Origin of the sequence: Bifidobacterium tibiigranuli (assembly GCF_022655035.1) — a bacterium.
Classification (GTDB): domain Bacteria; phylum Actinomycetota; class Actinomycetes; order Actinomycetales; family Bifidobacteriaceae; genus Bifidobacterium; species Bifidobacterium tibiigranuli_A.
This window is the reverse complement of record NZ_JALCUA010000013.1, coordinates 25609-40824: the sequence shown is the minus strand read 5'-3', so window position 1 is coordinate 40824 and position 15216 is coordinate 25609. Positions and strand designations below refer to the sequence as shown.

At 59.3% G+C, this 15216-nt stretch carries 15 protein-coding genes and 1 tRNA gene; 8 read left to right on the top strand and 8 right to left on the bottom strand.

Features of this window, described 5'->3' with window-relative positions; translation table 11 throughout:
- Both LKK40_RS09850 and LKK40_RS09845 read right to left on the bottom strand, forming a co-directional pair.
- Positions 1-632: MFS transporter (locus LKK40_RS09850; protein ID WP_304310418.1), on the bottom strand; the 632-nt coding region annotated here is incomplete at its 3' end.
- Between the two features lie 256 nt (positions 633-888).
- Entirely contained in the window at positions 889-1776 is an 888-nt protein-coding gene (locus LKK40_RS09845; RefSeq protein ID WP_304310417.1) for a LysR substrate-binding domain-containing protein, read from the bottom strand.
- A 285-nt stretch (positions 1777-2061) separates the two neighbouring features.
- Here LKK40_RS09845 and LKK40_RS09840 point away from each other — a divergent pair, with 285 nt between their 5' ends.
- Entirely contained in the window at positions 2062-3294 is a 1233-nt protein-coding gene (locus tag LKK40_RS09840) for an MFS transporter (RefSeq protein WP_304310416.1), read from the top strand.
- Between the two features lie 90 nt (positions 3295-3384).
- Here the strand turns inward: LKK40_RS09840 and LKK40_RS09835 are convergent, their stop codons facing one another.
- Positions 3385-4017, bottom strand: coding sequence for a DNA alkylation repair protein (locus LKK40_RS09835; RefSeq protein WP_304310415.1), 633 nt, complete (start codon positions 4015-4017; stop codon positions 3385-3387).
- Between the two features lie 183 nt (positions 4018-4200).
- Here LKK40_RS09835 and LKK40_RS09830 point away from each other — a divergent pair, with 183 nt between their 5' ends.
- The 3 genes from LKK40_RS09830 (at position 4201) to LKK40_RS09820 (ending at position 5761) form a co-directional block, all read left to right on the top strand.
- Positions 4201-4701 carry a hypothetical protein gene (locus LKK40_RS09830; protein WP_304310414.1) on the top strand — a complete coding sequence of 167 codons (501 nt, stop codon included), beginning with the start codon at positions 4201-4203 and terminating at the stop codon, positions 4699-4701.
- Between the two features lie 4 nt (positions 4702-4705).
- Positions 4706-5017 carry a transcriptional regulator gene (locus LKK40_RS09825; protein WP_304310413.1) on the top strand — a complete coding sequence of 104 codons (312 nt, stop codon included), beginning with the start codon at positions 4706-4708 and terminating at the stop codon, positions 5015-5017.
- A 156-nt stretch (positions 5018-5173) separates the two neighbouring features.
- Complete coding sequence (locus tag LKK40_RS09820) at positions 5174-5761, top strand: type IV toxin-antitoxin system AbiEi family antitoxin domain-containing protein (protein WP_304310412.1); 588 nt, start codon at positions 5174-5176, stop codon at positions 5759-5761.
- Between the two features lie 718 nt (positions 5762-6479).
- Here LKK40_RS09820 and LKK40_RS09815 read toward each other — a convergent pair.
- The 5 genes from LKK40_RS09815 to LKK40_RS09795 all read right to left on the bottom strand — a co-directional run bounded on the left by LKK40_RS09815 (position 6480) and on the right by LKK40_RS09795 (position 11676).
- A complete protein-coding gene (locus LKK40_RS09815) occupies positions 6480-7256 on the bottom strand; it encodes a hypothetical protein (RefSeq protein ID WP_304310411.1) in 777 nt (258 codons plus the stop codon).
- Positions 7257-7367: 111 nt separating this feature from the next.
- A complete protein-coding gene (locus LKK40_RS09810; RefSeq protein ID WP_304310410.1) occupies positions 7368-8594 on the bottom strand; it encodes an ABC transporter permease in 1227 nt (408 codons plus the stop codon).
- Positions 8594-9730, bottom strand: a complete 1137-nt coding sequence (locus LKK40_RS09805) for an ABC transporter ATP-binding protein (RefSeq protein ID WP_304310409.1) — start codon at positions 9728-9730, stop codon at positions 8594-8596. The genes LKK40_RS09810 and LKK40_RS09805 overlap by 1 nt, the downstream gene beginning before the upstream one ends.
- A 4-nt stretch (positions 9731-9734) precedes the next feature.
- A complete protein-coding gene (locus LKK40_RS09800) occupies positions 9735-11384 on the bottom strand; it encodes an efflux RND transporter periplasmic adaptor subunit (RefSeq protein WP_304310408.1) in 1650 nt (549 codons plus the stop codon).
- Positions 11385-11599: 215 nt separating this feature from the next.
- A tRNA-Met gene (locus tag LKK40_RS09795) sits at positions 11600-11676 on the bottom strand.
- 227 nt (positions 11677-11903) lie between these two features.
- Between LKK40_RS09795 and LKK40_RS09790 the strand changes: the two genes are divergently transcribed.
- The 4 genes from LKK40_RS09790 (at position 11904) to LKK40_RS09775 (ending at position 15201) form a co-directional block, all read left to right on the top strand.
- The gene (locus LKK40_RS09790) at positions 11904-12953 is read left to right on the top strand and encodes a homoserine O-succinyltransferase (protein ID WP_304310407.1); all 1050 of its coding nucleotides are present in this window, start codon (positions 11904-11906) and stop codon (positions 12951-12953) included.
- A 547-nt stretch (positions 12954-13500) separates the two neighbouring features.
- Positions 13501-14304, top strand: coding sequence for a F0F1 ATP synthase subunit A (atpB, locus tag LKK40_RS09785; RefSeq protein WP_152580377.1), 804 nt, complete (start codon positions 13501-13503; stop codon positions 14302-14304).
- A gap of 79 nt (positions 14305-14383) precedes the next feature.
- Positions 14384-14614 (top strand): ATP synthase F0 subunit C, encoded by a 231-nt coding sequence (gene atpE, locus LKK40_RS09780; RefSeq protein ID WP_152580376.1) that lies wholly within the window; start codon positions 14384-14386, stop codon positions 14612-14614.
- Between the two features lie 62 nt (positions 14615-14676).
- A complete protein-coding gene (locus tag LKK40_RS09775; RefSeq protein ID WP_304310406.1) occupies positions 14677-15201 on the top strand; it encodes a F0F1 ATP synthase subunit B in 525 nt (174 codons plus the stop codon).
- Positions 15202-15216 lie beyond the last annotated feature (15 nt).

Below are 15216 nucleotides of genomic sequence, written 5' to 3'. Positions count from 1 at the left end.
AGCATCTGCTCGGGATCGGGTATCACCCACAGCACGATCAGCACGGTTATGCAGGCGACCACATGCAGCCAGTACACGCTGCGCGAGCCGGCGAACGCGATGACGGGGGAGGCGAGGAACGGGCCGACGAAGTACCCGACCCTGGTGGTGCCGCCGAGCAGCGACATGGCGCGGGCGCGGTACCACAGCGGGGTCCATACGGTGAGGAAGGTGTGGCGTGCGAGGTTGAAGGCGGCCGAGGCGATGCCGATCATCAGCACTCCGACGGCCAGCATGGCGAGGTTCGGGGCCCTCCAGCAGATGACCGCTGACACGATTGCCACGATTGCGGACAATCGCATGGCGAAGGTCTCGCCCCAACGCGCGACGATGATGCCTGCGGGCATGTCGCCTATCACCACGCCGATCATGAGCAGGCCGGATATGATGCCCGCCGTGGCAACATTCGCCCCCAGCGCCGTCGCGGTCAGCGGCACCACCGGAATCAGCGCGCCCTCACCGGTCGCGAAGAGAATCGCGGGCATATACACCGGCACGAACAAGTGCCGCAAAAAATCCGTCTGATCCGCCTTCGCGTTCTGCTCCATACCGTGCGCCATCCCGGGCCGTGCCTCCTCTTCGTCCTGTGTCACTGTTTCATTCATCCTGCGTGAACCGTCGTAAGCGTAAGTAAGGAGTTCCCGTCACAGCCCAGTGAGCTGTACCTGTGGCCACTAGTTGTTTGCGCAAGAATTCCCTGCTGACCCTAGCAGTATAGCGTGTGCCTGTATGCTGCGCGGTTGCTCGATTCAATACATGGAATAGTCAAGCGGCATGCGCATCAGGCCATGCTGCGCGGCGACTGCCAAGGCATGCAGCGGGCATCGTTCATATCGCGACGGTTTTATGCTACTGGTGCTCATGTTTGGTGATGTAGCCAATGAGCGTCGCTCCTCGGGTTTCGGTGACCGCTGCCACCGCGATACGTTCAATCGGCGGCTCATGTGCGAACGGACGCCAGACGAGCGTGGAGCTTGTCTGCACCGTATACGCCGGACGCAGGGCCACGAGCGTGTGGTCGTGCAGGAGCTGGTGTTCGAACAGCGTGTAGCGGTCCGTCCCCCGGACGAGTTCGGGATTCCAGCCGTGCTGTCCTATCCACTCAATGGTGTGATGCGCGAATCCTGGGGCGCGGTCGGCGTCGAACCAGAGGAGCCTATAGCGTGCCATATCATCCCATGCGATGCTGGGTTTGCGCGCGAGCGGGTGATTGTGTGCCATGACGACGCCGAGCGGATTGGTGGCGACTACGTGTGACACGAGACCGTCTGCGGAGAACGGCGGGCGTATGAAGGCGAGATCGAGCTTGCCGTGCAGCAGCCCTTCGATGAGCGCGGATGACGGCTGCGCGATGAGTTCGATATTCGCCTTGCTGCTGTATAGATTGAGCTGGTGCTCGACCTGGGCGACGAGGCTGGTGTCGATTCCGGGACTGATGCCGAAGGTCCAGTGCTGGTCTGCTCCGTCCAGTTCCCGCACTGCGTCTTCGAATTCCGTAAGCAGCACCGACACCTTGTCGAGGAATTTCGCTCCGGCGGCGGTTTCGACCAAACCTGCATGCATGCGCTCGAAAAGCCGCGTGTCGAGGCGCTGCTCAAGTTTGAGGATTTGCTGGCTGAGACTCGGCTGCGCGATGTTGAGCCGTTCGACGGCCTGCGTCACCGAGCCGGCTTCCGCGACCGCCAAGGCATACTGTAGATGTCGTATGGAGATGTCATGCACGGAATCGTCCATCATATGAGCCCTCTCCTCTCCCGTTAGTGCTGCTCCGTGGCGCAGGTGCAGCCCGGAGCGTTTGTGCGCTGGAGATACCGCGATGTCGCGCTAATGCAATATCGGCGCAGTGACAGCACAACATCGGCATAGCATCCACAGCCATCTCCACGGTCATAGGTATTCGCCTATATCGCTATCGATATTGTAACTGCCCTGCCGCATCATTTGGCGTCGTAGCGTTGCGGATTGTCCGCTGCAGCTGTGTTGGCGGCGCATTTTGGATAGCTCGGAACAGGAAGCATATTGATGAATTTGGGAAAAAGGCATCCACATGGATGGGGCGCATACATCGCCGTGATTTCAACATTAGCTGTGGCGCTGGCGGCAAGCGGTACCCCTTCGCCGACATATTCGGATTTGACGGCGGCTTGGCGGCTGTCTCCTGCCGCACTGACGATTGCCTATGCCGCGTACGCGCTCGGCGTGGTGATAACGCTGCTGACTACCGGGGGCATATCCGACCGCATCGGCAGAGTGCCGGTCATCATTGCCAGCATGGTTGTTCTGGCGCTGTCATTGGTCTGCTTCGTCGCCAGCAATGTCGCCATGCTGATTGTCGCCAGACTGGTTCAGGGCTTGGCGACCGGGATGCTCACCGGGGCGGCGAGCGCCGCATTGATCCAGACCCATCCTCATGGTGATGTGAACGCGGCTGCTGCGGCAAACAGCATGACCACGTCGCTGTCGATTGCGATAGGCGCTCTGCTGTGCGGATGGATTCTTGATGCGGGCGGAGCGATTGCGATTCCGTATATTGTGCTGCTGATCGCCACAGGCGTGAGCATCGCGCTGGTGCTGGTCTTCCTGCCTTGGGATGCGCGTCGCAGCGGTGCTGGTCTATTCGCGATTCAGCGACTGTCCATTCCTTCGGGCATGAGAGCGGAATTTGTGCTGGCGGCGTTATGCGTCACCAACGCATGGTCTGTCGGCGGCGTGTATCTCGCCTTGGGCGGGACCTTGTCGCGCGAGCTGCTGGGCATTGGCGGCCATATCGTCACGGGCATTGTCATCATGGCGGTGCAGGGAGTGGGTGCCATCGTCCAGTTTGCATGGATTCGGCTTCATGTGGCGCTTTCGGAACGGGCGATGATCATTATTGCGGCCATCTCCTCCGCAGTCGGCATATCCTTGACGGCTTTCGGCGCAGTCGAGGCGCTCGCTGTGCTGGCTGTTATCGGCGCGTTGCTCAGCGGCGTCGGGTTCGGGCTGGCATTCATGGCTGGCACCCGCATCGTATCCGCAGCGGCGCCGGAGAAACGCAAGGGAGAAGTGATTGCAGCGTATTTTGTCGTCGCATACGCGGCGATTTCGGTGCCTGCGGTATTCACTGGACTGCTCATCGGTCTGCTAGGGGTCTCAGCCGCCTTCGTGACGTTTGCCGTCATCGTCTGCGTACTGTGCATCGCCATCGGCCTCATGCTTACCGCCATGCGCAACCGCATCGGCTCAGATGACCTTGCTGATTCCGCCGAAAGCTAGGGGTGCGTGATGCAAGGAAGGCGCGTATTTTGCCGATTTTCACAGCGCCTGCATCACCCGAGAATGTTCGCAATGACTGCCTGAAGTGCGTTATCGATTGTTGATGAACTTGCCAGCCAATGTATGCACCTGCCTGATCTCGCTTGAGGATAGCTCCCATTGCCTGAGTTCCTCTGCGATGAGCTCTGGATGCTTTTTGCTGATATCCCGTAACGCGTTCCCGACGGATTTGCGCATATACAAGCTGCTGTCTTCCTTGTGGGCGGATAGTAAGCGTATGGCTACTTGCGGATTCTCCTTGAAATATGGGCGGCTCGTCCATATTCTCAACCCTTCCGAAACGGCCCTGCGCGTGTTCGCGCAATCGCTATCGAACCAGTTTTCGATAACCGGCAGCGCCTGTTCGTAGCCGGTCAGCCGGCAATAGCTGTCGAATGCCTTTGCCAGCACCTCTTGGATTCGCCAATTATCATGCCGGCTCACTGTGTCTCTGAGGAAGAGCAGCGCATCGTCGTTCTCGGCTGCGCAGTATCCCAACATAAACACGCCCGCCTCTTGAACTTGATAATTGCCGGATTCATAAAGCGCCAATCCCATGGCATAGCATTCTTCCAGCGAATGAGACTCGTAAAATTCCTCGGCGTCGTCCCGTATCAGCGTGAAGCTGATTTTTTCGGAATATCTCTTTTCGAGGAAGGCGAGGAAATCCGTGTAATCGTTCATTGTGGTGTCTCCGAGTCCGACTGTGCGCTACGCCTTATCGATAGCTCTCAAACCGCTTATTGCTTCAATTGTAGATGTGCCGCGGCACGCTTTGGTCGCTTCTACTTGACTTTCCCTAACGGAAAATATTATGCTTTCCTTATCGGAAAGTAAAAGCCTCGAACTCTCTTGCGAGGCACGGCAGTGAAGGAGCCCATCATGGATAACAGTAATAACAGCAATGAGCCGTCTGCAACGCAGGCCAAAGAGCTCCTCGACTCTCTCGCTGTCGACCGGCGGGCCCTCAGCGGCAAGGCAACCGTGTCTACCTGGTACGCCCTGCTGAGCGGGTTCGTGATGTTCGCCTTCGCAGTGATGTCGGGTTTCATGATTCGAGAGAACAATCTTGCCTTGCTTATACCGATTATGACGGTATGCGTTATTTTTATCGGCATATCCATCTGGTATTCGCTTCGTTCGGGCGTAGGCATCGTCCATCCCAGAACCAGAAAAGCTGGCGTCCTCTACGTGCTCAGCAGCGTAAGTTTACTTGTGGGACTCTTGGGAGGCGTAGCTGTCGCGCTGTTCACGTCGCTGCATTGGGTGGTCTTCTGCAGCATTGCCTTGCTGTTCGAAGTGCTAGCTGCGGCGTTGTTTGTGCTGTATGGCCGCGAGCAGCGCCGTGCCATCGAAGCAGGCGAGTGAGCCGATGACCGATGCGACGAAAGTTCCAGCCAAATTCGATGAGCTTATCCATGAACCCACCAGAATGCGCATCTGCGGTCTGCTGGCCCAGACGACTGCGCTGAGATTCAGCACGCTCAGGGACACGCTCGGCGTCAGCGACGCCGTCTGTTCCAAACACGTCAAGGCGCTCGCCGATCGGCATTACGTCAGCACAAGCAAAGTCAAAAGCGAGAACAGCAATCACCAGGTGTCGTGGATATCGCTCACCAAGCAAGGCCGCCGAGCCTTCGACGGGCACATGAACATGCTCCGCAACATAGCCGAGGGCAAGTGATTGCGGGGAAAGGGCATCTGCGAATTTCTATCGGGGTGTGCGTCGCTAGATCAGAAAACAATAATTTAGTTGACTTTTACACTACATATTGTTATATTAAATCAATAGTTGACTTTTGCACTACAGGGCGAATATGGTGCCAAGGAGGTTGTCGATATGCTGAGCGAACGGACGCGAGTGGCATTCGAGAGCCATGATGGGGTTTTGACTGCGGAACAGGCGCAGACTCAATCCATCAGCCGAGAAGCTTTGCGCAAGGCGGTGGGTCGAGGCGATTTGCTTTGGCTGTCTCATGGTATCTATGCGTTGCCTGATTATCCGATTGACGACATGATGGTGGACCAGTACCGTTTTCCGCGCGGTGTGTTCAGCCATGAGTCGGCGGCTTCCCTCTATGGCTACACTGTGGCGACGCCCGCGTTCTACCAGATGACTTTTCCCTACGGATATCACAGTGAGAGCATCAAAAGGCAACGGATCAAGCCTTTTTTTGCGACTCCGGTGCATTACGAAACCGGCCGATCAACAATGGACAACTGGCTGGGAAACGAAATTAGCGTGACTGACCGCGAGAAGACACTGCTGGATGTGCTGGTCGCAAAGGAAATTTTTAGTGACGTCAAACAAGAGGTGCTGCGGACTTACTTGGCTGACCCGGACAAAAATCTCGATCGGTTGGGGCAATACGTGAACAAACTTAACGTCCCTACGCGCATCAGGAAGGTCTTGACCGATGCTGAATGAGCAACAGATGCGGTTCGCCGTCGTCCATAAGGCCCATCGGTTTGGCATCGAGCCCCAGCAGGTGTTCCAGCTTTGGGCACATGAACATGCTCCGCAACATAGCCGAGGGCAAGTGATTGCGGGAAAGGGGCGTCTGCGGGAGTGTATCTCGTTCACTTGCGGCGATTTGGCGCTGAATCGCCGCAAGTGCTTTAGCTTTATGTACCTTATTGTGTTCTGACGTGTGTAATTTATGGTGCAGTACGTCTGAATTATTCATCCGAGTTGCATTCGGCTGCTGATTGAACAGCTATTAAGCAGATTTGAGTGAACGAGATGGTCGGGCGCGAGAAAACACTCATATGTCAGTTCTCGGAAACGTTGGAATTCCGCCAAAATGTAGCGAGCAAATTTGGAGACTACTTTGAGAAGTGCTTAATAGACGAAAAAAGTGCTTAATTAACGGGTGACCGATGACGTTGGTTTGCCGGTGGCTTATGTGGACGCTTGCCCGAGCGGGCAGATCGGGCAAACCGCGTTGTAGACGCTTACTAAGCACTTTTTTCGTCTATTAAGCACATGCATGAAGTATGCGGCGTGTGCGCAATCATGTAATCATTGGAATTCCGCCAATCCGAACTGTGTGGCGAAGCTCCGTGAAGCCCTGTTTGAGCGTTTGCGCATGGAAATCTGCTTAATAGATTTCCATGCGCCTCTCATTCATGCCTGTTCGTCTACGTCAGTTGTTGCTGGAACCGGAATTCGAGCCGGTACCGCCGCCGAAGCTGCCGCGCATGCCGCCGAGGCCGATCTGGCCTTCCATGATGGACTGGGGCGAGCTGATGGTGCCGTTGTCGTTCTGCCCGATGACGGTCACGGTGTCGCCGGACTTGAGGTCGCTGATCTTGCCCTTCGAGGTCACCGTGACCGGCGTCGAGGAGGAGCCTTGAACGGTTACCGTCGTGCCGTCTGCCTCCTTAATGGTGATGGTGTCGCCGTCGACCTTTGTCACCGTGCCGCGTGCGCCGAAGCCGCCCATCATGCCGCCGCTGCCTGAGCCTGAACCGGTGCCGCCGTTCCGGTTTCTCATGCCGTAGCGGCTGTACGATGACGCGGAGGAGGCCGGTGCTGTGCTCCGGCCGAGGAAGAAGCCGCCGGCGCCGAATATCAGCGCCGCGACGACGACAATCAGTATCCAGGTCACCGTGTTGATCTTGGGGCCGTTTTCGCGTGCGACAGCAACCGAAGCGGCGGAGCTGGGTGGCGTGGAAAGAATTCGCGCCGTGTTGGGATTGTAAGCCGGTCTCGGCTGCGACTGGATGGGCTGCGACTGGATGGGCTGAGACTGTTGACCGGGTTGCTGGATATATGGCCCTCGGGCTTGGCCTTGCTGGGGTTGAGGTTGAGGCTGCTGCGGCAAACTCTGTTGTGGTTGTTGTGGTTGCTGATACTGGGGCTTGCCTTGATTCGGCTGGATGTTGTTGCCGCTCTGAGGCTGCGGATTAGGATTGGTCATGATCTTGCTTGCTTTCTTGGTACATGATAATTGTGTTGGTACATGCTGTATCTGCCGGCCTATGCGACGTCGTTGACGTCGTCCCTATACGGTCCTGCTGCCTACGCCGCGCTACTCATGCCGCAGCGCCTTGACCGGTTTCAGCGACGAGGCCCGGATGGCCGGATAGCCGCCGAAGATGATGCCGATGGCCACGCTGACGCCGAAGGCCAGCGCCACCGAGCCGAGCGTGATGACGGGTTTGATGTCTGCAATGGTCATGGACGACAGGGCGAAGGCCGTGCCGACGCCTAGAAGCCCGCCGACGGTCGACAGAATCGTCGCCTCGATGATGAACTGCAGGGAAATCACCCATCGGGGTGCTCCGAGCGCTTTGCGAATGCCTATCTCTCGGGTGCGCTCCGAAACCGTCACGAGCATGATGTTGGTCACGCCGATGCCGCCGACGACAAGCGATATGGCCGCAATCGCCGCCAGCATGGTGGTCAGTGACGAGGTCATCGACGAGGTGGTCGAGAGCAGTTCGGACTGGGTGGTCACGGTGAAGGTCGCGTCGGCCGGCTGGATGCCCATCTGGCCGGCGATGATATCGGTCGCCTCGGCCGCCGCATTGTTCACGGCCTGCGTCGATTTGGCTTGCAGCGTCAGCGAGGAGAGATTGCCGTAGCCGGTCAGCGAACGCTGGGCCCGGGCGATGGGCACGATGACATCCTCGTTGACCGAGGAGCCGCCGGTCGTGTCCTTTTCAGCCATGACGCCGTAGACGGTGAACGGCGTGGAATCGACGGTTATGGTCTTGCCGACCGCGTTATCGCCGGAGCCGAACAGGGTCTGCGCCAAGTCGGCGCCGATGACGGCCGTATTGCGGGCCAGCGTATTGTCGATGGTCTGGAAGGCCGTGCCCTGGGCCAGCTTGGTGTCGGTCACCGTGAAGTAGTTCGGGGTCACGCCGAGCACCTGCGTCGAAGTGGACTGCGAGCCGTAGGCCACCGTGGTCGAGGTCGAAACCTGCGGCACGACCTGCGCCACATCCGGCGCGGCATCCGGCTTCTGCAAGGCATTCGCAGAAGCCATAGTCAGGCTCTGCGCGCTGGTTGATCCTGAGCCAGAGCCTCCGCCGGCATTCCCGTATCGGCTCATGCCGCTCGACACGGTGATGATATTGGTACCCAGCCCTTCGATGCGGGAGGTCACCGAGGCCGAGGCCCCGGAGCCGACGCCGACTAGTAGGATAACCGAGCCGACGCCGATGAGGACACCCAGCAAGGTCAGCGCCGCGCGGGTCAGGTTCGAGGCGATCGAGCGGAACGCCGAGGAGAAGATCTCGCCCAAGCCCATCAGATCACCTCCGTTTGCGCGGGGTCGCCTGCGTTGCTGCCCGCAATCGCTCCGCCATCCCCGCCTGCCAAAGCGGCCAGGTCCGGGTCTGCATAGCCTTGCAAAGTCGCAGCCAGCGGTGAATCAACCGCTGCATATGGCGTTGTCGTTGCCGCAGTCGGCGCAACAGCACTATCGGCGATAAGCCGGCCGTCTTTCATAGTGACGACCCTGCTGGCGCGCGCGGCCACGTCATCCTCATGCGTGATGAGCACCACCGTGCGGCCTTGGGCGTTGATTTCGGCGAATACATCAAGAACGTCCGAGGTGGCTTTGGAATCGAGATTGCCGGTCGGCTCGTCGGCCAGAATCAGAGCCGGCGCGTTGACCAGCGACCTGGCCACGGCCACCCGCTGCTGCTGACCGCCGGAAAGCTGCGAAGGGAAGTGCTTGGCCCGCTCGGCCAGACCGACCATCGAAAGCGCCAGTTCGGCCCGCTCCTGGCGCTCGCGGCGGGCGACCCCGGCATAGGCCATGGGCAGCTCGACATTGGCCAGAGCCGTCATGGTCGATATGAGGTTGAAGGACTGAAAGACGAAGCCGATCTTGCGGTTGCGTATCAGCGCCAGATCGCGGCCGCGCAAATGCGAGACGTCGTCGCCGTCCAGATAGTAGCTGCCGCCATCCGGCTCGTCCAGCAGTCCGAGAATGTTCATCATGGTCGATTTGCCCGAACCCGAGGCACCCATGATGGCGAGGAATTCGCCCGGTATCACGCGCAGATCGACCCCGGCGAGGGCCTGCACCACCGACTCGCCTTCGCCGTAGGTGCGACGCAGATCGTGAATCTCGATAACGGGGGTCTGCGGGCCGTCATTCGTTGAGGCTGCGAGTCCGATTGGCTGCGCCGCCACGGGTATTGCTGCTTGCACTGGTATTCGAGCCGTCGACTGGACAGGCGGTAGCACTTCGGTTTCCGACCAGTCGCGCGGCGAGCCGCTCAGTTGACCGTTCGCATCAAGCTGTTCGGACGCGCCAGGCATTCTCGCAGAAACGTCGGTGAGCGCATCGTCGCTGGACGCGTTGCCGGTGGACGCGTTGCCGGTGGACACATTGTCAACCGGAGCATCGGCGGAGCTGTCATTCGCATTGCGCATCAGCTCAGCCCCGGCTTCCCAAGCCTGAGCTACGGCCCATCGAGCCGCCGCCTAGGCCTCCCATGCTGCCGCCCAAACCACCATAGCCGCCGCCTCCCAAGCCGCTGCGACTGCCGTAGCCGCTTGTGGTGCCTGAGGTCGCGCCAGTCGCCGTATCGGTCGAGATCAGCACCTTGTCGCCGGATTTCAGGCCTGAGGTGATTTCCACCGTCGAATCGCCCTGCACGCCGACGCCGACCGTCTGGGTCGTTGCCTTGCCGTCGGAGCCGATGAGTTGCACCGTGCCGGACGAGGTGTCCGAGCCGATGATCACCGCATTGCTGGGAAGATAGAGGACGTTGGAAGCCGATTTGGTCGTGATGGATGCTGTGGCGGTCTGGCCGAGTTTCAGCGTGGTCGGATAATCGCTCAAGGTTATGGTGACAGGATACGTCGTCACGGAATTGGAAGTCGTGGCGGTCGGCGAGATGGCTGCGACGCTGCCGGTTCCGGTCTGCCCGCTGATGGCCGGGAAAGTGACCGTGGCCGCCTGGCCGGCCTTGATATTGGCGGCATCCGCCTCGGCGAAGTTGCCGATGATCTCCAGATTCTTGTTGGATTGCACGGTGATGACCGTGCTGCCGGAGCTGGTGGAGCTCGAAGAGGATGACGACGTGCCAGCGCTGCTCGCCGCAGCAGAGCCGGATCCGCCGCTGCTGCCGCCGTTACCCGAAGCCAATGCGGAACCGGAACTGCTGCCCGAGCCTGAGCCCGAAGAGGATCCCGAACTCGAAACCGACGAGGAGCCGGAGCTGACCGCATTGGTCGAGCCGGTGACGTTTTGCCCCACTGCGTAGTTGACGGCTGTCACCATGCCATCAATGGGCGAGACGATCGCCGTATTGTCGGCATCCGACTGGGCTGTTGACAGATTCGATTGGTCGGTCGTCAGCGAGGCCTGGGCGGAGGCCACCTGCGACTGGGCCGAATAGACCTGCGCTTGGGCGGAGGCCACTTGTGAGGCCAGTGTCGAGGCTGAGCAGTTCGATGCGGAGGAACTGGAATCAGCACTCGAACCGCTGTCTGTGCGGGCCGTGCTGGTGGAGCCGCTGCCGTTGGAACCTGAGCTGCCGGTGCTGCTGACAGTCGCTGCCGTCGTCGGGCAGCCGGCGGCCTGATTCGCCTGCGCCTGCGACAAGGAGTTGTTGGCTGACGTCAATGAGGCGTTGGCTGACAATATTTGGTAGTTGGCCTGATTTACCGCGGCTTTCGCCGAATCGAGCGCTGTCGTGGCGGTAGTCGAGGTCTGCGTCGCCAGCGTTTGCCCTGCCTTGACGGTGTCGCCGACCTTGATCGAAAGTCCGCTGATGGTGCCGGAGTTGACAAATGCCAGATTATCGACCGTCTGCGCCGTGACATTGCCCTGTGCCGACACCGTGGCCGTCACCGAGCCACGTTCGACGCTCGCCGTGCGCTGCGTGCCGATTGACGATTTCGAACGCGAATTCACCGCCGGAATCACGACTAGCCACGCCAGCAGACCAATCACGATAACGGCGATAACGGCGATAAGAATGATATTGAGCCAATTGTGTTTTTTTGCCGCGATCTGACCGCTTGCCCCGGTTTTGGCTTCCGCACCGGCACTAGCTTTCGCGGCATCGTTTCTTGCCACGATTTAGTTATCCGCCTCAACAACGAATAAAAGCTCCCATTCGTGACAAAAAGCAATGGGAAACCGCTGAACTTTCCATGAGAAGGGCTGGTTTCTGAGAAAGGCAGCAGGTATGCCCACATTATTATTGTCCGAATTTTGTCCTGATTCGATGCCTGCACCGCGCTGGCCGAGAACGCAAAAAGACTAAGAACCTTGTGATTCCTAGCCTTTGATGGTAGCGGGATCAGGATTTGAACCTGAGACCTCTGGGTTATGAGCCCAGCGAGCTACCGAGCTGCTCCATCCCGCGTCGGCTGCCTTCAAGCAGCTCTATATACAATAGGTGCGGAATCCTAAAAGTCAAACCGTCGGCGAGTTTCAGCGCCCAGCGAACGATGGACGAGGATGCCTTGCAAGTATACGAATCCCTTTGCGCACAAGGGCTGCAGGCAGTGAAAACGTCGAATAAACGCAGCGACACGAACCGTATTCAGTGCGCCGGTCGTCGCTTATCCGTGGCCCCGCGATAATAGGGATATGCCTATCAAGATCCCAAGCGGCCTGCCCGCTCGTGACATCCTCGACTCCGAGCGCATCTTCGCGCTGGAGAAGCCCGAGGCCGAACAACAACGCGTGCGTCCGCTGCGGCTTGTGATCCTTAACCTCATGCCCAAGAAGATCGAGACGGAGACCCAGCTGCTGCGGCTGATCTCCAAATCCCCGCTGCAGGTGGATGTCGATTTCATGAAGACCTCGACGCATGAGGGCACGCATGTCAGCTCCGACCATCTGGTGAAATTCTACGAGAACCCTGACGAGTTCGCCGACAACTACTATGACGGACTGGTTATCACCGGCGCGCCGGTCGAGCATCTCGACTTCGAGCAGGTCGACTACTGGCCGGAGTTCAAGGAGATCGTCGACTGGGCCTCACGTCATGTGTTTTCGACGATGTATCTGTGCTGGGGCGCGATGGGCGCGCTCAACTATCGCTACGGGGTGCGCAAGGAGCTGCTGGACGAGAAGATCTTCGGCGTCTTCCCGCAGTATCTGCAGGACGAATACTGCTTCCTGACCAATGGCTTCGACGAGATTGCCCTGCAGCCGCATTCGCGCCTCGCCGGGGTCAACGAGGCCGATGTGGCGGCCAATCCCGACTTGCAGGTACTGACCTGGGGTCCGCAGTCCGGGCCGGGGCTGATCGCGACGCGCGACTTCTCCGAGGTCTTCGCGCTGGGGCACTGGGAGTATGGCAAGTACACCCTCGCCGAGGAATACAAGCGCGATATGGATAAAGGCATGACGAACGTGCCCTTCCCGCGCAACTACTTCCCCGACGACAACCCGAACGTGGAGCCGCTGTTCTCGTGGCGCGCGCACGCGAACCTGCTGTGGCGCAACTGGCTCAACTGGGTCTACCAGACCACGCCGTACGACCTGCGCGAGGTCCCGCAGCTGCGGGCGGAGAAGCGCCTGGGCACCGAACGCTCGATCCGCCATGCCCCGGGCAGTCCGCGCGCGGACGGTTTCGCACCGTTCGAAGGACGCAGCTACGGCATGGGCCGCGCAATTCCCGAGTCGGACTGACTCCTAGTACATTCATCACGCAACGAGGCTGGTTTGCGTGACGTTGCTACTAGGACCCACAGGATTAGGGCCCGGAGCGCAGGGCATGGAGCACGAATCAGGGGCGAGCGGGGCGCACGATAACGCACAGCTGACGCAATGACCACTATGTGACCCGCGCAGGGCCTGGGGTGACCACTATGTGGTCACCTTTGTCAATCCGTCGTTTCTCCCACACGCCCAAGCACGCCCGCTGCACGCCCAGCACGCCCCCAGCCAGGCCCGGCGCGCTCTCAAACGACACCCAGGCACCACCCGCGCAGAAACGCCGTGCGCCGCTTGCCCTGCAAGGGCTGCGGGAAACTTGCCCATTCACGTCGTATGATTGCCTGATATCGGCCACACCGTGGTTACGGCAACGCATGCGCCCACAGGCAATGAGCGGGCAATGAAATGGCTTGCGCTGTAGCTAGGATATGACCATGACGCAGGTAACCGGGACGTTACATCGTTTCGGCAATGAGGTCTAGACTGAAAGCTGTTGCAAACAGCAGGTTAGGAGGAATGGATGATTGGTGTGAGCGGGGTAGGGATATCACTCGCGGCCGGCTCCTTCCAGGTGCCGAGCGTCGACGAGTTCATGCCTCCCGAGATCCTGTTCCAGGGGACTCCTTTCGCGTTGAACCGCATTATCATCGTCCGTCTTATCGCGACGGTCGTGCTGCTGCTGATGCTGGGCATCACGGCGGCGCGGGCCAAGCTCATTCCTGGGCGCTGGCAAGGCGCCATCGAATGGCTTATCGAGTTCATCCGAGACAACATCGTCTACCAGGTCATGGGCGAGCTGCGCGGCAAGCAGTATGTGCCGATGATTACGACGCTGTTCATGACCATCTTCGTGTTCAATCTGTGCGGCATCATCCCGGGTCTGAACATCGCGGCGACGGCGACCATCACCATGCCGCTGCTGTTCGCGCTGTGGGCGTTCGCCCAGTATTGGGTTGCGGCGGTGAAGGGCAAGGGCTTGGGCAAGTTCCTCAAGGACGAGCTACTTCCGGCCGGCGTCCCGTGGCCCATCTACATCATCCTGGTGCCGATGCAGCTGCTCGACATCGTGCTGATCCGGCCATTCTCGCTGACCATTCGACTCTTCGCGAACATGATCTCCGGGCATATCCTTGTGGCGCTGTGCTTCGCCGCCACGCAGTTCTTCCTCATCGACGCCGCGAACAAGGCGTTCATCGGGCTTGGCGCGGTCACTTTCGTGGCCGGCTTCGTCATGACGCTGTTCGAGGCCTTCGTGGCCGCCATCCAGGCGTTCATCTTCGCCACGCTGAGCGCGGTGTACATCAATCTCAGCTATCCGGAATGAGTTTCATCCGGCAATAACCAGCTGTAACAGTTTTCCACAATGTGACTTAGTCGAGAACCATAAGAAAGGAAACACAACCATGGATCTCATCACACTCGCCGAGGTTTCCGGCAATCTCAGCACCATCGGCTACGGCCTCGCGGCTATCGGCCCCGGCATCGGCATCGGCATCGTCTTCGGCAAGGCCATCGAGTCCACAGCTCGCCAGCCTGAGCTCGGCGGTCGTATCCAGACCCTGATGTGGCTCGGCTTCGGCCTTATCGAGATTCTTGCGCTCCTGGGCTTCATCGCCTTCTTCATCATGAAGTAAGCGCAGCTGATCGGTAACGGATCGGCTGTGTGCCGACATGAGTGACACGAAAGGAGGCAGGTATGCGTACTGAAGCTGCCGGAGGCATTCAACTGTTTTTGCCTGAGACATATGATCTGGTGTGGTCGGCTATCGTGCTGGTCATCATCGCAGTGTTCTTCTACAAGTTCTTCCTGCCGAAATTCCAATCGGTCTTTGACGAACGCGCCAAGAAAATCGAAGGCGGCATCGCCAATGCCGAGAAGACCCAGAAGGAAGCCGACGAAGCCAAGCGCAAGTACGAGGAGCAGCTGAATACTGCACGCGTCGAAGCGTCGAAGATTCGTGACGATGCGCGGTCCGAGGCTTCGCACATCATCGGCGACGCCCGCACGAAGGCTGAAGGCGAGGCTGCGCAGATTACGGCCAACGCCCAGCGTTCCTTGGAGACGCAGCAGCAGCAGGCGATGGTCAAGCTCAGGGGCGAGGTCGGCACGTTGGCGACCGCGCTTGCAGGCAAGATCCTCGGCTCCAAGCTCGCCGACAACTCGGTGCAATCGACCATGCTTGACCAGATGATCGACGACCTGTCGGGTGACGATCGGTGAGCGGAAACGAGGTGA